Here is a 25,969-nt window from a genome sequence, read left to right as displayed (position 1 = left end):
ACAATATAAGTGAATAGAAGTGAAAGGACACGACACAATCTGCTCACAATCGCTTGCCAAAAGGCGAAACGTGCTATACAATGACTACATTAATTGATAATGATTATCATCTTCAATTAACAGGAGCAGCTGAACGAAATAAAATGAACAAAAACGAACATCAATGGACGTAAGCCGGTCATTACACGTAAGCGTCGCTGAATGCCACTCTGTTTAAGATGAATTCTATGGATCAACGGATCGAGCAGTATTTGTGTTGAACGGGAAAATCATTCATACCGAGGGCGCGGTATAGATCATAGCCGGGTATCGCTCGGCTAATTCGTATGGTGTACACCATAGAAGGAGGGGTTTGATGAGTATCTTTTCCGGGCATCTCGCACATTTGAGCGAGCAGTTGCAATATGATCCTTCCGTGCTGGCGCTTCTGCTGGCAGGAGAGGAAGCAAGTTATAGTGGAGCAGCTGGAGCCGAATTGAATGTAATTGTTGTCGTTTCTGATCAGGAGTTTGAAGAGCGTCTACAGGATGGACGCCTCCATTATAAAATGACAGATCCAGCTATAGGAGCAGAGACGGTCACAGGTCGATACATTTCTCCGCGCTATTTGGAAAAGATAGCACGAGCAGGCAGTGAGCCAGCACGCTTTGCCTTTATGGGAGCAGTCATTGTATTTTCGCGTCTGCCTGAATTACGGACGATGCTGAATGAGATTACGGAATATCCGCTGCATTTGAAGCAGGCGAATATTAATCGGTTTTATGCACAGTTTGAGGCATGGTATCAGGAGTGTAAACGTGCGCTCGTTCAACAGGAACATTATGTATTGCACCAGTCGATTATGAATCTGCTGCTATTTGGAGGGCGTTTAATCCTCGCACACAATGAGATGCTCTATCCTGGACAAAAGTTGCTTGTACATATGCTCCAGCATGCTCGCCGCAAGCCAGAGCAGCTGTTGTCGTCCATGCAGTCCCTTATGGTAACACCATCTGAGACTTGTCTGGAGCGCCTGTATCGACAAATTCGAGACTATCGCAACTGGGTCAATGAAGAGCTAAACTGGACAGACTATGCGATGATGGACAATGAAATGCAGTGGCTGCGTCAAAGTGTGTCTGTGGGCGACATCTAATACTAGATTAGGGTGTGCACGCAAACTGTTTTACTCAGGTATCCGACACTCCGAGAAAAATAAGGGGACAGATTCCGATCTCGCACAGGAATGTATGCAGTAGAAGAGCATGGTAGATTCCTGTGCTCAACACTGTAAGATATGGTGCCTCGCAAAAATCACTTTTTTATTGCACTCTCTATTAGCAATTCACTAACACTAGAAGTCGTGCTTACCCTTTATTTCCTTTCCGCAGTGAAGTGCTGCTTACACCTATACAAGTTTGCGTAAACGTCCTAGTTTTGCATGAAAATAACTCTACATGAAAAGCCGAGCGTTCTCTATCACATGATGGAGCACGCTCGGCTTTGTTATATCGTGTACAAATTATGATTTGATTTCAGTGTTAGTGATGTTCTAACACGAGGTACAATGAAAAGGATTTTTGCAAAGCAAAATATTGTACTGCTTTAGTGTTAGTGATGTTCTAACACGGGGTGCAATGAAAAGGATTTTTGCAAAGCAAAATATTGTACTGCTTCAGTGTTAGTGATTGCCTAACACGGGATTCAGTGAAAAAGATTTTTGCAAAGCAAAATATCGCACTATTCAGCTTACGGTTATTACTTATTTAGCTTACATTTGCAGGTAGCGCATAGTGATTGGATAAGACGGTTTATTCAGGTTCTTTTGAGAAAAGTGTTAGTAGATCGCGACAATATTATTTACTGCTAACCCCATCAAATACATGCTGGAAGCTGATCATACCGTTACCATATACATTGTCTCTGCCAGGTGTACCAAGATCGATGCTGTTTTGCTCGATCAGACTACGTAGCTGGTCATTCGTCAATTGGGGGTAAGCTTGTTTCAATACAGCGGCCATGCCGCTTACGAATGGAGCAGCGACAGAAGTGCCGTCACGTAGTTCATATTTGCCTGTACGAGCTGTACTTACGATATGCACACCAGGTGCGGTCACATCGACTTCAGCGCCTGTAGCAGAGAAGGATGGACGGGATAAGCTATCATCGATAGCGGCTACAGCGATCACATTGTTAGCTTTAGCTGGGAATTGAACGGTATCGTCTTGTACATTGTTTGTTCCTTTATTGCCAACAGCGGCGATGAGCAATATGCCTTGATCATGAGCGGTTTGCAGCATTTGTTGAACAGCTGGTGAAGCTTGTGGGAAAGCGATCGACATATTTACGATATCCATTTTATTTTGAATGGCCCAGTTGAGACCTTCAGCTAGTTGCTCTGTCGAGCCATTGCCTTGATTATCCAAAATTTTCACCGCGTACAGGCTAGCATCGGGCGCTTCACCGATCAGCCCTTTACCGTTGTTTTGTGCCCCGATAACGCCCGCAACGAATGTTCCGTGTCCATTATCATCTGCATAAGAAGAAGTGTAATCGACAACCGATACACCACCGGCGATCTTCAGATCAGAGTGGTTAGAAATGCCGGTATCCAGAATAGCAACTTTAACACCTTTACCAGTATAGCCTTTTTGCAAAGCTAGCTGAGCATCGACAGTACCATAACCCCAGGATGCTTGTTCATTGCCCTGTACGGTAATCGCTTTGACATCAGGTGTAAACGATTGTGCTGCTGAAGCATACGTAATGGTCGGTTCAATGCTGACGATGCCAGAAGTATGAGAGAGCTGTTCTTTTTGCTCATCATTTAAGCTTAAAGCTGCCATATCCAGATGATTGAAAAATTCGGTATGTCCGAATCTGGCAACATCAGTAATCGCTTCTTTCGCCTGGATCGTAGCGTATTGAACGAGATAGCGTTGCTCGTTAGATGTATGATTAGAATAATAAAATCCTACAAATGCAGCGGATAAAATAGGAATTAGAATGGTTGCAGATAAAGTCGACTTTTTCCAGGTTTTAAACATATTAAGACTTTTCATTAGTCAAGTAGCTCCTCAAAGTTATGGGTAAAAAGATTTAAGACTTATTACCCAATATTCATGTTATTAATCAGTATTTTCTATTAAATTATACCTTTTTTCGACATGATAAGCAATAAATAATATTTTTTGTAATAATTTGTCGTATTATGTAGAAATAAAATAGTTTAAGATAAGAAAGTAGTCTGAATGAAACGCCAACTGGTTATAATGAGAAGTAAACTAAACGTTTATTGGCTAGTTTGTACAAAAAAGTAGATGCAGAAAAGAGTACAATCACATTTCTATCGCTAATATTTTATAAATCAAGCTAAAATCTGCCTACTTTATATGTACATCATACATGTTCAGCAATATCAGATATAAATGAGCATTAGACATGTAGTTTGTTAGTTAGCATTGAGCAAACCAAGCTGGTGTATAGAGTTAAAACAAGTATAGCGTTACTGATGCTAGCATTGCTAAGGATAGAGTTACTAATGATACAGTTACTAATGCTTTATCGTTTATAACGAGACGTCAATAATCATTCATATGCATCGGACTGCGCTCATTTCGTTGAATGAGGGTGTTATCTATAACTATATCCTAAAAGGCTCCTTTGATTATAACCGCTAGGAGCCTTTCAGGTATATCCTTATCACTCAGATGATGAATGATAAAAATGAATCATGTTCGATTACGTAGCGCATACCATTATATATGAATCCTATGCTGCTCTATTGCCGCCTATCAAGTAGCACTCTACATCATCAGGCATTCAAAGAGCGAGAGGAAACCGGCTCATTTGTTAACGGGTTTTCTAGTTTCGTGCTCGAGCTTGTCGAATCCGTTAATGGCGTGGGAGCAGGGAAGTAGCCAATACCTGCTGCATAATCCAGCATTGCACGAATAAAGCTCAGATCAGGCGCAACACAGGTGATGCCATCTTGCTCCAGACGCGCTGCTGTAAGAGGGTTGGCAAGACGATATGGTGATTGACGTGCACCATCACCTTCAAGCTGTGCCATTGCGAGCTGCATCGCCTCAGCAGGTTTACGAATCGAACTATCTAGCAACCAGTTATGGTAAGCCTCTGGACGCAGTTGCTCAACAGCATACCCTGCTTCGTTAATAAGTTCAATCAGATCACTGTACAGCAATTGCTGTGGATTACAAATATGGAAAATGTGGCCTGCTGTGTCCCGCTGTAGTGCCAGATGGACAATGGAGCGTCCTGCATAATCGATCGGTGTAAAGTCCATCCATTGATCGACAGCAGGTGCTTTTTCTAACAGCAGCATCGCTTTGATCATACGGTACATGGCGTTGCTATCGATATTGCGCTGGAAGCTGCCGCTCATCGAATGACTGGACAGATTACCGGCACGGTAAATATTAACGGCAAGTCCTTGTTCTGCTGCTTGCAGCACCAGTTTCTCACCTTCCAATTTACTGTTCGTATATACATTTTCAGCACGCAGTGAATCTGGAATCGTACCTGCTTCAACGACCTGCTGCCATTTCCCTTCCAGCGACAGGTCTTCCGGAATCCCCATCGTCGATACGAAGTGGAAACGAATTCCTTTGCGTACAGTTGCTAGCTTCAATAGCTCATTCGTTGATAAAATGTTCGCTTTACGGAAATGCTCTGGGTCTCCGAAGTGACGTACATCTGCTGCACTATGAATGATCGCATCCATATGTTCAGCAAGTAACGCATGATCCGCTTCGTTAATGCCGAGTCCAGGTTGCTCCAGATTACCTTCGATTACTGTGACACGCTCGTCAAAGCCGGTCAACATATTGCGTCCAAAATAAAGCTCCATTGTCGATTTGAGACGATCCATGCTGCTGGCATTGCCGGATTTACGTACAAGGGCATAAATATGTGCCTCACTACGCTGTAACAGCTCATACAGTAAATAAGAACCAAGATAGCCTGTTCCGCCTGTGAGCAATACACCTTTTGTAGGTTGTAGCATCTCCTGAGGTTCAGTGACATGCACACGTTCTGGAAATTCAACCAGATCAATAAGTTCGCCGGATGGTGTAAATGGCAGCAGATCTGCCTGACCACCGCCAGGAAGCTCCGCACGGGCTGCAAGTGCAGCGATCGTTTTGCATTCGAAGAAATCAGCAATTTTAAGACCCGGATAATCCGCTTTGAGCAGAACCAGTACATGGATCACATGCAGAGAGTCGCCACCGATCGAGAAAAAGTCATCGTGAATACCGATTTGTTCGCGATTCAGCACCTCAGACCATGCTGCGGCAATACGTTTTTCGATATCGGTTGACGGAGCTACATAACCTGCGGCTTGCTCGGCAAGCTCGATATTTGGATAATTAATCAGCTTCTTACGCTCCGCTTTGCCGGTAGGAGAAATGGGGATCTCATCCAGCTGGCATACAAACTTCGGTACAAAGTACGAAGGCAAGCGATCTGCCAAAAACTGCTTGATTACCGCTGGCGACAATTTGCTACCATCACTTGTTGTAAAATAGGCAACCAGCATATTTTGATTGGACGCATCTTTTTTGGCAACGACGACAGCATCCTGAATCGCTTCGTATTTGTTCAGATTGTCTTCGATCTCACCGATTTCGATCCGATGACCACGAATTTTAATTTGAGAATCGCGGCGGCCTACATATTCGATCGTTCCATCAGGCAACAACTTGGCTAGATCGCCCGAACGATACAGCTTTTCGCCTTCCATATGTGGATGAGGGACGAACGCAGCTGCGGTTTTGTCCGGTTGATTCAAATAACCTTTCGCGATGCCAACTGTGGAGATGTACATTTCGCCAGGCACACCGACCGGGCAAGGCATTTGCTGATCATTCATAATCCATACTTCATAATTGTTGATCGGACGTCCGATGGGTACATTCACAATATGTGGTGGCAGCGCATCGCTTACTTTGTGCATCGTAGCGCAAACGGTACATTCCGTCGGGCCGTAAGCATTCACGACATGTACAGGCTGATTGATCTTCTGCTGGAATGCACGTACACGCTCACCGTATAAGGCTTCACCAGCTACAGCAAGCAAACGCAAGCTATGCAGGCGATCGTAGCCTTCCGGTGACAGATAAGCGGATAGTTGATTAAAGAAGACGGTAGGAAGTGCTGTCACAATCGTGGTCTGTGTACGCTCGATCGCTACGGCGAACTCTTCAATCGATACACGCTCATCCGCATCAAGCATGTACATATGCGCACCGTGGAACAGAGGTGCAATCGTATCCCATACGGAACCATCAAAACTATAGCTGGCAAATTGAGCCATAATGTCCTGTGGTACGATCTCGAATTGTTCATTGAGTACCTGGCCCAGATTCACAACGCCGCGGTGAGCGATCAATGTGCCTTTTGGCTTGCCGGTCGAACCGGATGTGTAGATCACGTAAGCAAGATCATCCGGCAGTACGCCGATTTCAGGATTATAGGGAATCACTTCATCTGAACGAATCGATTCAAGCGGAACGATACCACGCAAAGTCGATATGCCCGCAGTGAGTTCGTGTACTTTATGATAATGTTCGTTTTGTGTAAGTACGAAGGCAGAACGTGTATCCTGTACGATATAATGGTTGCGATCATCAGGATGCGCAGGATCAACCGGTACATACACACCACCCGCTTTCATAATACCGAGTAGGCTGACCACACTGTACAGACTGCGATCCAAAAACATGGTGACGAATTCGCCTTTACGAAGTCCTTTGGATAACAGATGATGTGCAATCTGGTTGGCCTGCTCATTCAATTGTGTATACGTCCACGTAGTCTCACGGAAGCTGATCGCAGGGCGATCTGGATGCTGAGCTGCTGCTTGTTCAAATGCACTATGAAACGTCAATTCGTTGTTATAAGGTGCGTTTGTATGATTAAGAGCAGCATACAACACTTCATCCTCGGCATTCAAAATGTTCACAGCACCTACAGGCAGCTGTGGATTAGCAAGTAATGCTTCTAACAAACGAATGTAGTAGGTCGAGAAGCGAGCAATCGTTGCCGGTTTAAACAGAGAGTCATTATATTCCACCACCATCGTCAATGAAGAAGGGTGCCGTTCAATCGTCCAATTGATCAGTTGTCCACGTTGCGCAGGGATCGTCTGACCAAAACTAAACATCGTTTCAGCTTGAACCCGTTGTCCGGACTTTCCTTCTTGGAGCTGAGTATAGACCTGCTGGACGATCATTTCGAAGGCAGGAGACTCTTCAAAAGACATAGAGACGGGGAAGGTTCCTTTATTGGAAGCAAACAAAACGGCAGTTTCATATTCAGCTGACATGCGATGAAGCCAGCCTAGATAAGCAGCAAGCAACAGGCTTTGTTGTTGCAAACCAGCTTCAAGACGTAATACATAACTAGCAATCACCTGGCCCAGATCAAAGCGATGAATCGCAAATGTATCTTTTTGGTGTTGACGGGCATGATCAAGCGGGATTTGCAGAGCTGGAAGTTGGATCGGCTTATCAGCTGGGAAAATATTTTCTGGTGAGGACATCATGATCTCTCCTTTAAATTGAAGTCAATGAACGACAGGTTGTAATAAGCACAGTTGAAAAGAGAGTTGCGTTGTTACATTTTGTTTCATATAAACCTATGATGATATGTTTTCTATCGCACGCCTGTAGAAAAGAAATGCCTTCCAGCGCAATGTGGAGGGCATTCTTTTCCCTGGCTGTACAGGAAAACGATGAATTCAATTACGGTCTGATACGGTCTGACTTGATTGATCTACTCTCTTTTAATCTGCTTTACGAACATGGAAATGGGAGATCAATTCTTGCAATTGCTCAGCCATATTGGACAGCTGATTCGCTGCATCCGACGTAGAAACGACGGTTGCTTTTTGACCTTCCAGGTTTTCGGATACTTTGTTACTGTTGGCAGCAGCGACATTCGCTGTTGTTCTCAGGTTTTCTGTTGTAGCAGCCATTTCTTCCGTTCCGGCAGAGATTTGCTGGGTTGCACTGGAAATATCCTGGATTTGCTCGGTTACTTTTTTGGTTGCAAGGTGAATTTCGGCAAATAGTTTGCCAGTTTGATCGGCAATAGACATACCGTGTTCCACTTCGGTTGTCCCTTTTTTCATTGAATTTACAGCATTTTTAATCTCGTTTTGAATCTCAACGATCAATGTACTGATCTGGTTCGCAGAGTCAGCTGATTGTTCAGCTAGCTTACGTACTTCACCAGCAACAACGGCAAAGCCTTTACCATGCTCACCTACACGCGCGGCTTCAATCGATGCGTTCAGGGCAAGCAGGTTCGTTTGACCGGAGATGCCTGTAATGATACCGAGAATATTACCAATTTCCTGTGAACGACTTTCCAGCAATTCAACTGCTTGAGCGGTTTGATGCACAGAAGTGGAGATCATCGCCATCTGGTTCGTCACTTCGCTTACGATCTCATTACCATGTGCTGACTTTTGCTCCATAGCGAAAGCTTCATCCGAAACGGTGGAGGAGTTTTTCGCGATCGTGCTAATAACGGTAGACACTTCGTTCATCGCTTTAGCTGTTTCTTCCGTAGCTGCTTCCTGGTATCTCATACCATCTGCAATATCCTGTACGCTATTGGCCAGGCTAAGTGAGCGGCTACTGTGATCAGATGCACTATCCATCAACATCTTCGCAGATTCGGTAACTTGCTTGGAAGCGGATTGTACATTAACGATAACGCTGTTCATTTTCGCGACCATCTCATTGAATTTCTGGTTGATAATACCGAGGTCGTCTTTACCAGTTTTGATATGAATATCCAGATTTCCTTTGCTGACTTCTTCAATCCCACGAATCAACTCACGAATTGGAGATAGTGTACGGCGTACGATGAAGAATTGCAGTACAAAGATGATAATCAGGAAAATAACCATAATTGTAATTCCGCGAATAAGTAGCTGATGCAGACCATCCGGTACGGCGCTAGCATCTACGTCGACACCAAAGTATGCAAAAATCTTACCGCTCGAATCTTTAATTGGGTACAGGATCGTTGTCCACAGACCAAAATCATCGCTATAAAAGCTAGTGAAAGTCGTTTGGCCAGTTTTCAGCATTTCTTGAATACCTTCTACAATTGTTTGCGGTTGCTCGTACATATCCCCGATATTCACTTTGCCTTCTTTGAGGGCTTCCATCAATTTGGTTGGTACGGCGACAAGTTGTGTACCATTGCCGTTTTCCAGCTCTGTGCCAAACACATAAGCCTGTGCAATGTTCGGATTGTATTTATTCACATTGTCCAGATAGGCACGCAGTTCGCTTTGTACAGTGCCTTCGTAGCTTTTTTCAGTCATGGCTTGTTGGACTTGCTGAGGTGTAATTCCTTGCGCAAACGTATCGGTGACCGCTTGAATTTGCTGATGAAGCTGATCGATCAAAATGGAGCGCTGTGTGATATAACTGCTGACGAGCAGGATGACACCAATTAAAACGATACTAATTGCTGAAATGATCAGATTTTTTGCAACAAATGACAGCCTACCTATTTTCTTCAATGATATTCACTCCTGTAGTAAGTATAGAATGGGTTTAGGCACTGAACAATTGTTCAGTGGCCATTTCCGACAACTTGCAAGACTTAGCAAATTAGGTATTTTGGATTATTTTTCCGTATGTAAGAATTAGTATTACCTTAAAAATAAAGGTAAAATTTTTCCTTATACTAGAAAATAAATCTCTATATTGCAAGCCAGCACACAAATGTATTGTCGGAATTTGTAGGCAGTTATGTTATAGCATTGCGAAAATTTTTCAGGATATGCGCCGCTGATTGGAGTGTAGTTCTTTTAGACTATTAGCATATACCCTGAAAAATCCGACTTGAAACATTTCAAGTTAATTTTGTAAAATATAAAAAATTACATGTTTTGACACGATTCGCGCAGAGCGATTTGCTTTGTAATTCTGAAATACATGGGATAAAATATAAAATGGGACGTATTCACGTATGATAGTTGCCCTGAGGAGAATCAAGTACCCATTCCAGCATGATCGACATATCTTCAAGCCGGGCAAGCTGCTGATGTAATGAGGTGTAGGCAGCAACTTCGGGTGTGAGTGTGGAGAGACGTGTGCGTAAATTCATTTTTTGCATAGTAAGCTCATGTAGCTTAGCCTTGATTTGATCTTCCGTTCGCATAAGGCAGGCTCCTTTTCAAATTGGGAATGGATTGTGATGGAGATAGTGTGTATTCGCCAGTTTCAGTATAGTTCAATTAATGCAGGAAATCCATGTATGCATTCGTATTCTAATACATAAAAAGTCATACATGTCAGAACTAGAATGTTATTCTTCTTCTGATCGATTGGAAAGGTAATATGGTTGTTAGCTGAAGGGATAGCCAAAGGGACGAAAAATCTGAACGATGGAGTGAATGATACAATGAATATTAAGCAACTGGCTGCTGAAAAAGCAGTAGATTGGGTAGAGGATGGCATGACGATCGGACTGGGTACAGGTTCAACGGCAGTCTATGCGATTCGTAAAATTGGCGAATTAGTACAGCAAGGTATGCGTATCCAGGCGGTAGCTACCTCTGTAGAATCAGAAAAGCTGGCACGTGAGCTGTCGATTCCCATTTTGCCATTTGCTGAAGTGGGCATGATTGATCTGACGATTGATGGCGCAGATGAAGTGGACCCGGATTTGAATCTGATCAAAGGTGGCGGCGGTGCGCTATTGCGTGAGAAGATTGTCGCTACACGTAGTCGTCAGTTGATGATTGTAGCCGGCGAGAACAAAGTGGTGAAGCGTCTGGGCGAGTTCCCCTTACCGGTAGAAGTCGTTACTTTTGCCCATGAATGGACGATAGAGAAACTGGCAAGTCTGGGCTGCACCCCTGTATTGCGAAAAAAAGAAGATGGCGATGTGTTCGTTACGGATAATGGGAATTATACGGTCGATTGTCATTTTAAAGAGATTCTGAATCCGGCACGTATGCATCGTCAGTTGAATGATATTGCAGGTGTAGTGGATAATGGTCTGTTTGTCGGTCTGGCAAGTGCAGCTGTTGTGGCTTACAATAGTGGCACAATTGAGGTTAGACGCGCAGGACAATAAGTTGACTAAGCAGCATGTATACGATAGTGGGAAATCAATAAACGCATCGTTACGTAGATCGTAGTAGATTATGCTATTGGATGATCCTACTTATTGTAGACAGGGTATGAATGATCATTCATAGTACATGATCCATAGCGTATAATATAGCAAATATAATGAATGAACGAACCGGACAGACTGCTTTGCAGTTAGCTCCGGTTTTTTTAATTATTTTACGAATTGATTTTACCGATAACGGTTGACAAAAATGATTTGTTATACTATCTTTAAATCAAGATTTACTAAATCATAATTTTTTGAAGAGCCAAAGGAGAGAAATCCATGTCTAAAGTTTTATTTGTAAAAGCGAACAACCGTCCTGCCGATCAAGCAATCAGCGTACAACTGTACGATGCTTTCCTGGAAAGCTACAAAGCTTCCCATCCACAGGATGAAGTACAAGTATTGGATCTGTTTGAAGAAAATCCTCCTTACTATGATGCATTCGTAATCGGTGCGAACTACAAAGCAGGTCAAGGATTTGACGTATCCCCTGAAGAACAAGTAGCTGTTGACCGTGTGAACCGTTACATGGACCAATTCCTTGCTGCTGAGAAAATCGTTATTGCATTCCCACTGTGGAACTTCACCGTTCCAGCTGTTCTGCATACGTACTTCGATTATCTGTCCCAAGCAGGTAAAACATTCAAATACACTCCAGAAGGTCCTGTAGGTCTGGCTGGCGGTAAAAAAGTAATGCTGCTGCATGCAAGTGGCGGCGTATATTCCGAAGGTCCTGGCGCAGACGTTGAGCTGGCTGTTCGTTATGTAAAATCGATGCTCGGATTCTGGGGCATTACCGATGTTGAGAAATTCCTGATCGAAGGTCATAACGCATTCCCTGATCGTGCTGCACAAATCGTTGCAGAAGGTCTGGAGCAAGCCAAAGAAGTTGCAAAACAATTTTAATTGAAGCTTCTAACCGCTTGCTGCTGTAGATGGCTTAATCGCCTTTAGCGTTTGACTGGCTCTCATGCTTGTCTGTGATTCCCATTACAGCGAATATCCTTCAGTCAAGCAGCTGGAGTCGGAAGGAATATGAAATGCCGATGTCGAAGTAGTGTATCGAATGCGATTCATACTCACTGGCAGATCATGCCCGCAGCGACTGCCCGCTGCCAAATGAATGGAATGGATGTATTCATACGTGATCTTTGAAGCGATCCATAGATTAGAATAGCGCCTGGACGTACTGCATAGTAGTAGTACGTTCAGGCGTTATACATCATGAGGGAGGAACAAATCATGAAACAGGCCAATCGCACAACTGCTCCTGTTAACGATGTAGAGAAGGAATCTTTGCATTTGTGGATGGTTTTATCGAGAGCCTATCAATCGGTTGTATCGCTGGTCAATGCCGATATCCAGAGTTATGGTCTGAATCCGACCGAGCTGGGTGTACTGGACTTTTTGTACCATAGCGATGAGCCGCAGCCACTACAAAAGATTGGACAAAAGGTACTGATCTCAAGCGGTAACATTACTTATGTTGTCGATAAGCTGGAAAAGAAAAATTTGCTTGCCCGCCGTTCATGTGACAATGACCGTCGTGTTATTTTTGCAGAACTGACCGAGCAAGGGAATTCGTTTTTTGAAGGTATTTTCGATCAGCATAAGCAAGCCATTGTAGAAGCGATGGCAGGATTGACACAGGAAGAGAAACTGGTCGTGATTCCATTGCTAAAAAAGCTCGGCTTTGCCGCGGCGGATAAGACAGTCTAACCGATAGCCTTTATCGGTTAGACTTTTTTGTTTTTATGGCAGCTAATTTTTGCGTCATAATAAAGATTGACCTGTTTCTATGGAGTCAGTATAGTAAGGAAAATCATACGTTGTCATTATTTACAATAGGGTAAAGCGGTTGCGTTATACTTGATAGATCCGATCGTAAGAGACATGTTGGAGGCTATCTTTTGCCTACATATATTTGTACACCTACAGTGTTAGCGAATTTCTAACACGTAGTTCAATAAAAAGTGATTGTTGTGAAGCAAAATATCGTACTTCTATAGATGAAGATAAAATGATTGGGCATAAGGAGGGGAGTAGATCGGAATGAAATGGAGATGGCTAGCAGGTAGTGTCATCCTAGCAGTGATCGTAACGATGCTAGCTGGTTGCAGCAGTTTGATCGGCAACCCTGCTCGGATGGAGCAGACGGATGCTAGTAAAGTGCTCACGATCGGTACAACAGCAGATATCGAGAGTTTCGATCCGCATAATAATAACAATACAGCGAGTGAAGCTGTACTTGTGAATATGTTTGATTATTTGCTAAAAAACGATAATGATCAGAAAAAGGTACCTGTACTGGCAACTTCGTGGGAACAAACGGACGATAACACATGGCGCTTTAAGCTTCGTCAAGGTGTGAAATTTCATAATGGCGATCCATTCACCGCTGCTGATGTAAAATATACATTTGAACGTATAGCTAAAGATACTTCGCTCAAACAAAATATTTATTTTAAAAATATTGCTGAGGTGCGTGTGATCGATCATTACACCGTCGATATAGTGACGGATGGTCCCGAGCCATTGCTGCTCAATCGTCTTAGCAAAATGGGTGCGGGCATATTACCGTCTCATTATATCGATACGAATGGGATGGCAGCTTTTCTAAATCATCCAGTAGGTACCGGTCCCTATCAGTTTGGACAATGGATCAAAGATGATCGGGTTGAGCTGGTACGCAATGATAACTATTTTGGTAGCAAACCAAAATGGAATAAGGTTGTATTCCGGGCGATTCCAGATTCGGCATCGCGTGTATCCGAGCTGATGGCAGGTAACATCGACATTGCAACAGGTGTTCCATCGACTGATATCGAACGTATCCAGCACACGGATGGTAAAGCGATCGTGAAAACGCCAATTCAGCGTGTACTGCAAATCATTTTGCGTATGTCAGAAGGTAGCCCGACCGCCAACCCGAAAGTACGTGAGGCGATGGATCTTGCGATCGATAAGCAACATCTTGTGAACACGGTCGCCGGTGGTACAGGTATCGTTACGCGCACCTCTGTGACGCCGGGCAATTTCGGTGCCAATGTATCGCTGTACAAGCAATCTCTCTATAATCTGCCCAGGGCTAAACAATTGCTGCAAGAGGCAGGTTATCGATCCGGTGGACCAGCAATCACGCTAAGCGTATTTTCGCCGTACAAACCGTATGCCGAAGCGATCAGCACGATGCTGGATCAAGCAGGCTTTAAAACGACACTGGACGTGCTGGAGCCGAGTGTGTTCAGTGAACGATACAGTTCCAAATCATTTAAAGAAGCATTTATGATCGGCATCGGTAATTCGTTGTTCGATGCTTCAAATAACTTTAACCGTTACTTGAAATCAGAAGCGGCAGGGGAAACGGATTATAATAATCCCCAAACGGAACGATTGTTACAGGCAGCTGCGATCAATATGGATACAGTATCACGTGAAAAGCAGTATCAACAAGTGCAACAGATTTTGGCAGAAGATCGGCCAGCTATCTATTTGTTCCAGATGGAAGGCATCTATGGCATCGATCATCGTGTCACATTCAAGCCACGCAAAGATGAAATGTTTTATGTAGATGAGATTACGACTTCCAGTTAATGAATAATAAAGCAGCCTTATGTTCAATAAAGAGCAGTGGATTTACTTATTCGTTAAAAAAATCTCTTCTATTATTAATGTGCAATTATTAGATTAACCTATATAGCCGTATCGGATGGGAATGAGACACTAAAGGATGCACAATTTGAAATGACTTCGCTGCTGGAAAATGGCAGCTTGCTATCCAACAACAAATAGCGATTGAAGCATTGCAAAATGATCGTGATCAGGCTGAATAGTATTGTAGAGAACGCTAGACGATGACACTGAAATTACGACAGCTAATAACGAGTGTTATAAGCTTTAGTAACGTTACAAACAAAACTTTTTGGGGATTTAACCTTGTATATTTGAGCTATAAGGTTTATAGTAGGGCGACATGGAAACAGAACAAAGGTTCCGGCAATGGCTTTATGTATAGAGTTAACCTTTTGTTTATCTGGTTATGCAGGTTTTCGTGTAGGAATGATTGTATGTTGCAATATAAAGTTCCCATACGTAACACCTGCTACAATATAATAATTTTGCGATTTCGAAGTGATATAGGTGCAAGGGAACTTGCTTAATTAACTGATGTGTGGGAAAATTTCACTAAAGCACTCAAACGTTGGCTGCTGCAATTCATGCCGGTCGACGCTGATCGAAATCGTATAAATTGATGCAGAGTAAAAGTCTGTTCGGCAGGGGAGCCGAACGATGGCTGACTTTTCTCATTACCGCTTAGAGAGACATTACTTCGTGTATAGCGTGCAGTCCATTATTTAGAGTTATCCGATATTAAACCTACTGTGAAGCGTTATGTCGTACACGCGGAGTAATCCCCTGCTATTGTACAGGAGGTGTCCGCTAATGGCATTACAGGAAAAAGGAACAGCAGGTGAACAACTAATTATAGAAGCGGACCGACTGGCGGAACAGGTAACGATCATTCAGTACCTGAAACAACCAGATCTCGTCCATCGATTTGGGGCCAAGGGTAGAGATAGAACAAAACAGGACTCATGGTACAGCCTCAGCTATTTAGCGGAAAGCGTACTGTTAAAAAGTCCTGCATTGTTCATACACTATATCTCTTGGCTCAAACTGCTTTTGCGAGGGTACCGGGTAACAGAGAAGGATCTGGTCGTGAATTTACTCGCGATACGCAGTGTATTGTTGGAACATTTTGATCATGCCGATCGAGGGGATATTATTCAGTATCTTGATCTGGGCATTGATTATGTGTCTCATGCTCCTGTATCTGTAAGTTATATAACAGACCATGCTCCATTCGGTGCAGAAGCTGCAATGTATTTGAATCATTTGCTACAGGGAGATCGTAAGCATGCTTATGCGATAATTGTCGAGCTGCTGGAGCAAGGGGTTCGCATCAAAGATGTATATTTATATATTTTTCAATCTGTACAGTATGAAGTTGGGCGATTGTGGCAGACAGGTGAGATTAATGTAGCGCAGGAGCATTATTGTACGGCTGCTACGCAAAGCATCATGTCGAGATTGTATCCACAATGGCTAGCAGCACATGATCCTCATCATACCCGTCGTCTCGTATCGGCATGTGTCGGTAATGAGATGCATGAGATGGGTATCCGGATGCTGACCGATTTTTTTGAAATGGAAGGTTGGGATACGTATTATCTTGGAGCAAATGTGCCGGATCGCAGCTTGCTGGAAGCGATTGTTTCTTACAAGGCTGATCTGGTAGCAATCTCCGTAACGATGACATTTCATGTGCATTTGGTGCAGCAATTGATTACGACAATTCGCAGTAGTAAGGAGACCGCACACGTTAAGATTATTGTAGGTGGTCTACCTTTCAATATAGATCGGGAACTCTGGAAAAAAGTCGGAGCCGATGGTTATGCGCCTGATGCAGATGGAGCAACCAAGCTGGCTGAGACTCTGGTATCTGCTGCGGCACAGCAATAACCGGCGTTCAGCAGAATATGGGGAAGGGAAGATGAAAGCAATGACAAATGCAGAGCATGAAATTATGGTTTTGCGCAAAACAATTGAAGATCTTTCCCACCAGATTATCCAGAGTAAGCACGAGGAAGAAAAGGCACTCTCCGAATTTTCGGCTATCAACAATGAGCTTGTTAATTTGCAGCGTTTACTGGTGAAAAGTAATGCTGAACTACGTGCAGCACGCGAAGAAGCAGAGCAAGCGAACCAGTCACGTTCTCGTTTTCTGGCCATTATGACGCATGAGATTCGTACACCGATGAATGGTGTGATCGGGATGGCAGAGATGCTCATGTCGTCTGAATTGTCGGAGGAGCAGAAACGTTCGGTAATGCTCATTCAGGAATCGGCAGAGCTGCTGCTAAGTATGATTAACAATATGCTGGATCTGTCCAAAATGGAAGCAGGCAAAATGCAGCTGCAAGAAGGCGTAATCAATATGCGTCTGCTGCTGGATCATATTATTCGGCTCATTGAACCGAAAGCCAACGAAAATGAGAATACCATTTCTACCTTTATCGATTATCGCGTCAAAAGTGATTTGATTGGCGATGGCGGACGGATCCGTCAGATTTTACTCAATCTAATTAACAATGCCAATAAGTTTACTAAAAACGGGAAAATCGAAATTAGTGTGCAATTGAAGGAAAACCGTGCAAATCTACAGATTCTCCATATCGAAGTATCCGATACTGGCATTGGTATTGCACCGGACCAGCAACAACGTTTATTCCAGCCTTATGCACAGGCAGAGCGTCCGGAGCAGCACGTTGTGGAAGGAACTGGGCTGGGCCTCTCCATCTGTAAGTCATTGGTGGAGCTGATGGAAGGGACAATTGATTTGAAAAGCGACGAAGGTAAAGGATCCATATTCTGGTTTGATATTCCTTTGAAAAAAAATACAACCGTTGAAGCGGAGCAGGAGCAAGGCAACGACACCGGTCAGCGTAATCGTACAACATCGAACACTCCGGTAGCTCGTGTGACCGATCAACCGATTCTAATCGTAGAGGATAATCCGATTAATAGTCAGGTGATCCAGCTTCAATTGAAAAAGATGGGCATGAGTAATGTGCATCTAGCAACCAATGGTCAGGAAGCATTTGATGTGTTTCATAAGCATCCGTATGTGCTGGTGTTAATGGATAACCGAATGCCTGTGATGGACGGATTCCAATCCACACGCAAAATTCGGGAGTTGGAACGGATGAAGTTACGCGAGCCTGTACCGATCATTGCATTAACAGCAAATACAAGTCCAGAAGATCGACAGCGTTGTCTGGAGGTTGGAATGGATGACATTTTAACCAAGCCGGTCAATCTGGAAAGTCTGACACGTATTTTGCACAAATGGTTACCTGCCGTGGCGACTACAGAAAAGGTGCTGGATATGAGTGTCATTCAGGAAATTATGGAGCTGAATGAAGAAGGCGACCCGGAGGTACTACGCACGTTGATTGATATGTATCAAAATGAGACCCCTGCGAAGCTGGAGCGTCTACAGCGTCTGGCTGGTGAACGGAATGCCAAAAATCTTGCCGAAGCCGCTCATGAATTAAAATCGGGCAGTTTGAGCATCGGTGTGAATCATCTGTCCAAGCTATTGTCTGAGATTGAGCAGAAGGCTCATGAGGGAAAACTGGACGGTGTTGAAGCGCTAGTGCAGTCGCTATTCCCGGCATACGATCAAGTCTGTACAGAGCTTAAGCAGTTGGTCAACTGAGTCTAAAGATGGATAGGATAAGCAAGGTAGTATAGTTATTAATTTTGGCATCATTTAACAAAAGATAGACAAAATGTATAATGATAACTATGATTCTTTACGCTAATAGCATCATATCGTATCGTTTTAGTTTGTAAATGAGAAGCCTGCATTCCTTAATGGATGCAGGTTTTTTTGTGCAGTCAACTAGCTTATCTTGTCGTAGTATATGTTGTTATATTCGTAGTTTTGTGACACGAAATTCAGTGAAAATTGATGTTTACACAGTGAACAAGCTTAGTTTTTAGCTATTCCTACTCCATATCATTTGTGATGAAACGGTAGAAATCTGGCTTGGAGGGTAATGGTATAGTACAACCTATGGAGACAGAAAGGTGGATCATCATCATGAGTGCTTCTTTCAACACAGCAAGAGAATCGGAGAATCAGTATCATCAGCAATTTTATAAGGAAAATAAACTGTTCGCGGACGGCAGCTGGATGTCGCGTCCGACACCGCTCGTGATGGAGTTACTGGAACGATTACAGCAATATACACCAGCACCACACGTACTGGATCTAGCCTGTGGAGTCGGTCGACATGCGATTCCGGTTGCACAGAAGTTAGAACAAGGTGGTAAAGTAGTGGGCGTCGATCTGCTGGAAGATGCGATTGATCAGCTAAAGCAGTATGCGGACGAATACGAAGTGAGCGACCGCATTGAAGGCATTGTGAACGATGTGGAACATTATGAGATTGAGCCAGAGCAATTCGATTATATGATTGCAACCGGCTGTCTGGAACATGTATCCTCGCTGGAGGCACTGCATGAAGTGTTAGCACGCATGCAAGCAGGCACACGCACAGGTGGCATTCATTTTATCTCAATGACCTCTTCGGTGCAGCAGGTTGATCAGCATAGTGGTGATGTAGAAGAAGGGAATATTGAACTTAATCTGGATACAACGCAATTGCTGGAATTGCTGGAGAGTGAATATGAAGGCTGGGATATTATCGCTCACAAAGCAGTTGCGCAGGCGATTGAAGAAAATAAAGATGATCAGGATATCGAATTACAGGGCAACTGGGTAACCTTTGCAGCGAGTAAGCAGCCGCCAACCCATGAACCGAAGCGCTTGCGGCAGGACGAGCAAACAGGGTAAACTATTGGGGTGTATTGGATAAACAGGAGGAAAGATAATGCTTGAATTCATGAATGAACGACTGGATGATGCGGAGCTGCGTGAGCTGTTAGCGTATGCCGTATTTCCGGATGATGAGGTACTGGATAACGTGCTGGAGCAGTATCGCAATGATCCGCAGCAGCGTCTGTACAAATATGTAGAGGACGGGGCAGCGATCGGTGTAATTGGCTGTGCGGCAGATCAAGAGATGGAAGAAGCGTTGCGCATTCGTCATCTCGCGATTGCCCCGGAAGAACGGGGTCTCGGCTATGGTCGCGGTATTATTTTGCTGCTGCTGGAACAGGAAAAGCCCGCGATACTGATGGCGGAAACGGACGCGGAAGGCGTGGAATTTTATCGTAATATTGGCTTTTCCGTCATGAGCACGGAGCTGGATGAAGGCAATTCAGATTCGTATATGTGTATTTTCCATGCGGATGACGAAGAGGAAGCTTGAGCGAGCCATACGATGCCGATGTATAAGTATGATGTTTATTAGATAACAGACTGTCCATTGATGAATGGGCAGTCTGTTGCTTTGTGGGGATGGGGAAGCACAATTATAGTAGAAGTAGAAGTAGAAGTAGAAGTAGAAGTAGAAGTAGAAGTAGAAGTAGAAGTAGAAGTAGAAGTAGAAGTATACATAGACATAGAACTAGCTATAATTAGAGCTAAAGTTAGAACTTATACATAGAAGTAGAAATGAGTAGGAAATGTGTAGATCGTGCTGAGCGAAGAGGTGATCTTGATTTTGCTCCGATCCAGCAATTAATCGGTACGGTTGCATTGGTGCTGTAGTGGAGGCATAACTGCTATTGGCATACTGGATGTCTGGGTCAGTTTCCAAAATAACAACGCTGCACTACTAAAACTCAACCCAAGCCAGCATACTCCATTCCAACCATAGTGGGCATACACCCATGTGGCTGTAAGCGAACCAACGGCACTGCCAATTGAATAAAAGACCATGTAAGCGCCCGTTAAGCGGCTTTCTGCTTCTGGTTTAGTGCTCAAAATCATACTCTGACTCGTTACATGTACCGCCTGTACCGCCAGATCCAGTACGATAATACCGATGATGAGAAACCATAGACTATGATACATATTCCACATGAATATCCAGGATAGAACGAGTAACACTAACGCGATACCACTTGTGCGCTGTGCCCAGCCCCGATCAGCCCATGTACCTGCACGCGAAGCTGCGATCGCTCCTGCCAACCCAGCGATGCCGAATGTACCAATCGTACTATGGGAAAAGTAAAAGGGGGCTACACTTAGCGGAAATACAAGCGCTGTCCATAATGTGCCAAATGCAGCAAAGATCAGCATCGCCAGTATCGCACGTATGCGCAAAACACGTAATTCGCAGAACAATTGCATCGTAGATAAAACAAGTCTGGCGTAGGAAGGACGATTGGAAGGAGCAGCCGTAGCTGGCATATAGCGATATAGTAGCGCTGTAATTAGCAGCAAAACAATTGCCGAGCAGCCATACACAGAACGCCAGCCGGACAGGTCGGTTAATAATCCAGCAAGTACACGAGCCAGCAAAATACCGATTACAATTCCGCTTGTAATGGAGCCAATCGTTTGCCCGCGTTGCTGCGGTGTGCACATCGATGCGGCAGCGGCAATGATCGTCTGAGCGACTACCGCCAAGCCGCCAACACAACCGATACCGATCCAAAAAGCAGTTGCTCCCGAGGTTGTGGTGATAAACAATAAGCAGAGCACGGACAAAAGCATCTGTCCGATAATGAGCTGACGACGGGGGAACAGATCGCCTAAAGGTACAAGAAACAACAAACCAAGCGCATAACAAATCTGGGTAACGGTAATGACAGAACCTGCGAGTGCTGGATTCATATGTAGATCGGCTGCAATCGTATACAGCATCGGATGCACATAATAAATCGTAGCGACAGATAGTCCGCATGCTACAGCCAATAATACAACAACCGGTTTAGATAATGGGGTAGTTGTAGAGGTGGATTGAACGATATTCATATATAAGACTCCTTATATTTATTTTATACCAATCGGTATATAATTTAAGTTCAATATAATCATTTAATAAAATAGTGTCAAGTAATAATAATGAATACGCTCCAATTTATCCTATGAATTATGCTATAATTATAAAGATAAGTCTATAAAGACAAATCATAAACCAATAGTTCATTCATTCATTTATATAGTTTACTTATCGGTATAAAAAGGGGTGGAAATATGGCGAGAAAGCGAGAATTTGATGAGGAACATGTATTGCAGCAGGTAGTCAATCTGTTCTGGCAAAAAGGGTATGAAGCTACATCGATGTCGGATCTGACAACGGCGACAGGTTTGCAGAAGCCGAGTTTATATGCTGCTTTTGGCGATAAACAGGCATTGTTTGAAGCAGCTCTGCGTCGATACAATCATCAGCATGCTCAGCGTATGGATCGATTATTGCAGCAGGACAAGACAGCCAGACAATCTTTTGCACGTTTATTTCAGTATGTGACACAATCGGATGATCAGCATCAAACCGAATATGGTTGCTTTTGCATCAATACGATGGTAGAGCTGGCGCCGCATGATGAGCGTTTTGCGGTGCTGACACGGGAGCATCAGATGTATTTAAGTGCGCTATTTACCCGGCGTTTGGAACGAGCGATTGTGGAAAAGGAACTGAGTTCTGATTATGATGCACAGGCTCATGCACAGACCCTAGTTGCTGGCATGCTCGGGTTAACGGTAATGTTGAAGACGAATCCTGATCCTACGTTTATTCATGCGACGACGAATATATTGCTGTCTTCTTTGCTTCCATAAAGTCTAGTTCAGCGTGTATTGGTCTTGCGTTTAGAGCGGACGTTGGGGATGAACAGGTATGCTCATAATATGTACATCAGGTTCGCTGGAGCTATCTCATGTATTACGTTGGGCATAAATAGGTATGATTATGATGCAACTCGTTCCCAATCGTACATGCTTGGTATGAATATTCAGCATGTACATACTTTGTTCATCCATCATTCAGTGCAAATGAAAATCGTATCTGTGCAAATGAATGAAAACGGGCATATTTTTACGAAATATACAAGATAGTACATTAAATAATTTGTATGTTATAATACGTGACAATATTTGAGTTTAACGGCTGAATGAGACTGTAGTATCGCAAGGCAGCTCGGCTGAAAACTGCAAACCATACTGTCCTGTAGCTACCGTAGTACAGGTGATGCAAAGTGAACCATAGGGGAGAGGGTGCTCGTATGCAATTGACTGTCAAAGAAGCGCTGGCGGTCTATCCGTTATCGGAAGCGCGTCTTGTTGCGGGTGCTGGGGGAACTTCCCGGCTCATGAAGTCGGTGAATGTGATGGATGCACCGGATATCGCAGATTGGATTAAGAGTGGAGAGATGTTGTTTACAACGGCTTTTCTGATGAAAGATGATCAGGATGAAGCAATCAAGCTGATGCGTAAGCTGAATGAACGCGGCTGTGCAGGCATGGGTGTGAAATTAGGGCGCTTCTGGGATGTGATTCCACAGGCGATTATCGAGGAAGCCGACCGCTTGCAGTTTCCGCTATTGGAACTGCCGTTTGAATTTACCTTTTCCGATCAGATGAATGCACTGTTCCAGGTAGAGCATGAGCGCAGCACCAAGCTATTACAATCGGTGCTGCATAAACAGAAACAGCTTATGCAGTTCGCGCTGAACAAAGATTCGCAACGTAATGTGTTTGCTGCGCTGGAGGACATTATTCAATATCCGGTAGCGATTATTGGTTCGCGTGGTCATGTGTTATATAACAGTGGTGAGGGCAAAGAAGATGGCTTGCTACAAGGCTGGCCGTGGAAAATGTCGCTAACGCGTGTGAAATGGAATCAGGGCAGTTGCTACCGTGTACCGATTATGCAGCGGGAAGAGCAATATGGCTTCCTGCTCGTTTTTACCGATACAGCCATTCAGCTGCGTGAGGAAGAAGAGCTATTCCAGCAAGCCGCCGAAGTGCTGGCATTCCATATGGATACGACATATCGGGAGCATATTAATCCGGGTTTACAGGATAAAATGCGTACATTGATGGCAGAGCATTTGGCACGACGCATTTCGATCGGGGATTTGATTCAAGGTGCGGAGCGGCTCGGCATCAGTCTGTTCAGCGGACCGTATCAATGTGTGCTGACGACGCTAGAGCCGCAGGCTTTTTCATCGGAAAAACGGTTGGCTCAAATTCATCAGGAGCTACAGTACAATCCACTCATGCAGCTATTTCCGTCCCAGCATTTTCGCGTGGAGGAAGGGATTCTGTCGATTTATACATGTCCGTCTGAACGTGACTATGGCGAGGAACTGTCGGCTTTTCTTATGACACGGTTTGAAGATATGGCTGAGCTGGCAAGTGATGGTGGTAGTCCGCGTTTTTGGATTAGTAATATTAAGCTCAAGCCCGAATCGTTTCGCGAGGCGCATCAGGAGACGGTCGAGACACGTAAGCTGGCACGGCGTTTTGGCATGGGGCATATGGCATTGCAATTCCATACGCTGGAATTTGCGTATGTGTTCCAGCATGTGCCGGAGCATATTATGGAAACGTATTGCAATAAAGTGCTGGAGCCGCTCATGATTCGAGATAGCGATCCGAACCAGGTGCTGATGGGCACGCTGGAAGCGTTTGTTGAAAATGATGGCTTGATCAATGAAGCTGCCAAGCAGCTGTATGTGCATCGAAATACGGTTACGTATCGGATGGATAAGATCGGCAGTCTGCTCCAGATGGATTTTAAAAAGACGAATGATCTGTTGAAGTTGAAAATGGTGTTTACGTTTCGGAAGTTTTTGAAGCATAAGTGATGTAAGATAGCGAATCATATCACAGATATGAAAATGGTTAGTATATAGTATGAAGCACGGTGGCCAGGAAGCGAAGGCTGAGCTAAAGTGAAGTCACAGCAATCTATTGACCAGGAAGCAATAATATAAAGTATTTTACGTTTAAGATGTAATGATGCACAGCGTAAGTATAGTACCGGATATATGAAAAAGGAGTATGCGTGATAGACGCATGCTCTTTTTTTATAGGGAAGCAAACAGGTGAGGCAATAAATAAACAGCAAACAGAGTGAATAAAGAGTAAAAAGTGAATAAAGAGAAATTTAAGATGAGAATAAAAGGCGGAAAGTGTGTCTGGCTCCCTTTGCTCGAAGTCATTCATTTGCAGCCCTGACCTCACTCACCATTTCCATAAGGCACGATTCACAAAACCAATCTGCAATGTTATTTTATATAACAAAAAAATAAAGCTTTAATTGATATGTTCACTTACCTGACGTACAATGGTAAAAATAAAAATAATGATGGGGCGATTATAGTGGAACTAACATCACAACCGTGGCAATCATGGACAAAAGAACAATTCATCATCCAGTTCAGTGGATTGTATGAGCATTCACCGTGGGTAGCAGAAGGTGCTTGGGCAAAATCCCCTTTTACTAGCTTACAGGATGTGTTAGATAAAATGAAAGCTACCGTAGATGAAGCAGGTGCGGAGAAGCAATTAGAATTATTGCGGCAGCATCCAGATCTAGGAGCACGGATTCAAATGACCGAACATTCGCAATCAGAGCAGGCGGGTGCTGGATTGGATCATTTGACACCAGAGCAGTATGAGAAGCTATCGCGTCTGAATCGCGAATATACAAATACGTATCAGTTTCCATTCATTCTCGCTGTCAAAGGGAAAAATGCAGCGCAAATTCTCGACATAATGGAACAGCGCAACGGACAGCCAAAGGAACAGGAATTTGCTACGGCACTTGCACAGGTACATATCATTGTTGGCTTACGCATGCAGGATTGGGCCGACCGTGAGGGGCTGCGTGTATGAGTGGCAAGCTGACGACGCATGTGCTTGATCTTGGACAGGGCTGTCCGGCTGTCGGTGTAGCGATTGAATTATACGAGGTGGCGACAGGAAAGCAGATGGGTACAGCGGTGACGAATCATGATGGACGTGTGGACGCGCCGCTACTGAGCGGTGAGCAAATGAATGCAGGCGTATATGAGCTTCGTTTCCATGTGGGTGATTATCATCGCACACTGGCAACTGCCGCAGCAGAAGCTTCAATCTGGGATATCGTACCGATACGCTTCCAGATTGGGGATACGGATCGCCATTATCATATTCCGTTACTGGTATCGCCCGGCGGATACAGTACGTATCGGGGAAGCTGAACGAAGTTCCGTACAGGTTAACATCTTCAATGTATCACTTAAATCCTTGTTAAAATATCATCTTCATATCACTGTACGATGTTTGATACTATGTTCGATGTGTACAGCAAGTAGAGAAGCAGTAACACGAGAGGAGGAGCAG

General features: G+C 44.0%; 19 protein-coding genes. 14 read left to right on the top strand and 5 right to left on the bottom strand.

The genetic code is table 11. The features are described 5' to 3' along the window. Positions 1–355 precede the first annotated feature (355 nt). Positions 356–1,135 (top strand): hypothetical protein, encoded by a 780-nt coding sequence (locus AAHF22_RS01600; RefSeq protein ID WP_347323216.1) that lies wholly within the window; start codon positions 356–358, stop codon positions 1,133–1,135. A gap of 700 nt (positions 1,136–1,835) precedes the next feature. Here the strand turns inward: AAHF22_RS01600 and AAHF22_RS01595 are convergent. The 4 genes from AAHF22_RS01595 to AAHF22_RS01580 all read right to left on the bottom strand — a co-directional run bounded on the left by AAHF22_RS01595 (position 1,836) and on the right by AAHF22_RS01580 (position 10,188). Beyond that, the gene (locus AAHF22_RS01595; protein WP_347323215.1) at positions 1,836–3,041 is read right to left on the bottom strand and encodes a S8 family peptidase; all 1,206 of its coding nucleotides are present in this window, start codon (positions 3,039–3,041) and stop codon (positions 1,836–1,838) included. A 752-nt stretch (positions 3,042–3,793) separates the two neighbouring features. Further along, positions 3,794–7,543 carry a non-ribosomal peptide synthetase family protein gene (locus tag AAHF22_RS01590; RefSeq protein ID WP_347323214.1) on the bottom strand — a complete coding sequence of 1,250 codons (3,750 nt, stop codon included), beginning with the start codon at positions 7,541–7,543 and terminating at the stop codon, positions 3,794–3,796. 243 nt (positions 7,544–7,786) lie between these two features. Continuing rightward, positions 7,787–9,544 (bottom strand): methyl-accepting chemotaxis protein, encoded by a 1,758-nt coding sequence (locus AAHF22_RS01585; RefSeq protein ID WP_347323213.1) that lies wholly within the window; start codon positions 9,542–9,544, stop codon positions 7,787–7,789. A 446-nt stretch (positions 9,545–9,990) separates the two neighbouring features. Then, complete coding sequence (locus AAHF22_RS01580; RefSeq protein ID WP_347323212.1) at positions 9,991–10,188, bottom strand: hypothetical protein; 198 nt, start codon at positions 10,186–10,188, stop codon at positions 9,991–9,993. A 243-nt stretch (positions 10,189–10,431) separates the two neighbouring features. Between AAHF22_RS01580 and rpiA the strand changes: the two genes are divergently transcribed. The 9 genes from rpiA to AAHF22_RS01535 all read left to right on the top strand — a co-directional run bounded on the left by rpiA (position 10,432) and on the right by AAHF22_RS01535 (position 20,294). Then, on the top strand, positions 10,432–11,109 hold the full coding sequence (gene rpiA, locus AAHF22_RS01575) for a ribose-5-phosphate isomerase RpiA (RefSeq protein WP_347323211.1): 678 nt from the start codon (positions 10,432–10,434) through the stop codon (positions 11,107–11,109). 324 nt (positions 11,110–11,433) lie between these two features. Further along, positions 11,434–12,060: an FMN-dependent NADH-azoreductase gene (locus AAHF22_RS01570; protein ID WP_347323210.1), complete on the top strand. Its 627-nt coding sequence runs from the start codon at positions 11,434–11,436 to the stop codon at positions 12,058–12,060. 336 nt (positions 12,061–12,396) lie between these two features. Continuing rightward, positions 12,397–12,873 (top strand): MarR family winged helix-turn-helix transcriptional regulator, encoded by a 477-nt coding sequence (locus AAHF22_RS01565; RefSeq protein WP_347323209.1) that lies wholly within the window; start codon positions 12,397–12,399, stop codon positions 12,871–12,873. 333 nt (positions 12,874–13,206) lie between these two features. Further along, positions 13,207–14,748 (top strand): ABC transporter substrate-binding protein, encoded by a 1,542-nt coding sequence (locus AAHF22_RS01560; RefSeq protein WP_347323208.1) that lies wholly within the window; start codon positions 13,207–13,209, stop codon positions 14,746–14,748. 849 nt (positions 14,749–15,597) lie between these two features. Further along, on the top strand, positions 15,598–16,677 hold the full coding sequence (locus AAHF22_RS01555) for a cobalamin B12-binding domain-containing protein (protein ID WP_347323207.1): 1,080 nt from the start codon (positions 15,598–15,600) through the stop codon (positions 16,675–16,677). 31 nt (positions 16,678–16,708) lie between these two features. Then, on the top strand, positions 16,709–18,436 hold the full coding sequence (locus AAHF22_RS01550) for an ATP-binding protein (protein ID WP_347323206.1): 1,728 nt from the start codon (positions 16,709–16,711) through the stop codon (positions 18,434–18,436). Between the two features lie 387 nt (positions 18,437–18,823). Further along, entirely contained in the window at positions 18,824–19,579 is a 756-nt protein-coding gene (locus AAHF22_RS01545; protein WP_347323205.1) for a class I SAM-dependent methyltransferase, read from the top strand. A 37-nt stretch (positions 19,580–19,616) separates the two neighbouring features. Then, entirely contained in the window at positions 19,617–20,057 is a 441-nt protein-coding gene (locus tag AAHF22_RS01540) for a GNAT family N-acetyltransferase (RefSeq protein ID WP_347323204.1), read from the top strand. A gap of 60 nt (positions 20,058–20,117) precedes the next feature. After that, positions 20,118–20,294 carry a hypothetical protein gene (locus AAHF22_RS01535; protein WP_347323203.1) on the top strand — a complete coding sequence of 59 codons (177 nt, stop codon included), beginning with the start codon at positions 20,118–20,120 and terminating at the stop codon, positions 20,292–20,294. A gap of 74 nt (positions 20,295–20,368) precedes the next feature. Here the strand turns inward: AAHF22_RS01535 and AAHF22_RS01530 are convergent, their stop codons facing one another. Beyond that, positions 20,369–21,610: an MFS transporter gene (locus AAHF22_RS01530; RefSeq protein WP_347323202.1), complete on the bottom strand. Its 1,242-nt coding sequence runs from the start codon at positions 21,608–21,610 to the stop codon at positions 20,369–20,371. A gap of 222 nt (positions 21,611–21,832) precedes the next feature. Here AAHF22_RS01530 and AAHF22_RS01525 point away from each other — a divergent pair, with 222 nt between their 5' ends. The 4 genes from AAHF22_RS01525 (at position 21,833) to uraH (ending at position 25,827) form a co-directional block, all read left to right on the top strand. Further along, positions 21,833–22,417, top strand: a complete 585-nt coding sequence (locus tag AAHF22_RS01525) for a TetR/AcrR family transcriptional regulator (RefSeq protein ID WP_347323201.1) — start codon at positions 21,833–21,835, stop codon at positions 22,415–22,417. A gap of 443 nt (positions 22,418–22,860) precedes the next feature. Further along, positions 22,861–24,447 carry a PucR family transcriptional regulator gene (locus AAHF22_RS01520; RefSeq protein WP_347323200.1) on the top strand — a complete coding sequence of 529 codons (1,587 nt, stop codon included), beginning with the start codon at positions 22,861–22,863 and terminating at the stop codon, positions 24,445–24,447. 517 nt (positions 24,448–24,964) lie between these two features. Then, the gene (gene uraD / locus AAHF22_RS01515; RefSeq protein ID WP_347323199.1) at positions 24,965–25,480 is read left to right on the top strand and encodes a 2-oxo-4-hydroxy-4-carboxy-5-ureidoimidazoline decarboxylase; all 516 of its coding nucleotides are present in this window, start codon (positions 24,965–24,967) and stop codon (positions 25,478–25,480) included. After that, entirely contained in the window at positions 25,477–25,827 is a 351-nt protein-coding gene (gene uraH, locus AAHF22_RS01510) for a hydroxyisourate hydrolase (RefSeq protein ID WP_347323198.1), read from the top strand. Before uraD ends, uraH begins: the two co-directional genes overlap by 4 nt. The last annotated feature ends 142 nt before the right edge of the window (positions 25,828–25,969 follow it).

The sequence above is a fragment of the Paenibacillus wenxiniae genome (genome assembly GCF_039822605.1).
Taxonomy (GTDB): Bacteria; Bacillota; Bacilli; order Paenibacillales; family Paenibacillaceae; genus Saccharibacillus; species Saccharibacillus wenxiniae.
The sequence above is the reverse complement of the archived record's forward strand: the minus strand, read 5'-3'. Positions and strand labels throughout refer to the sequence as shown.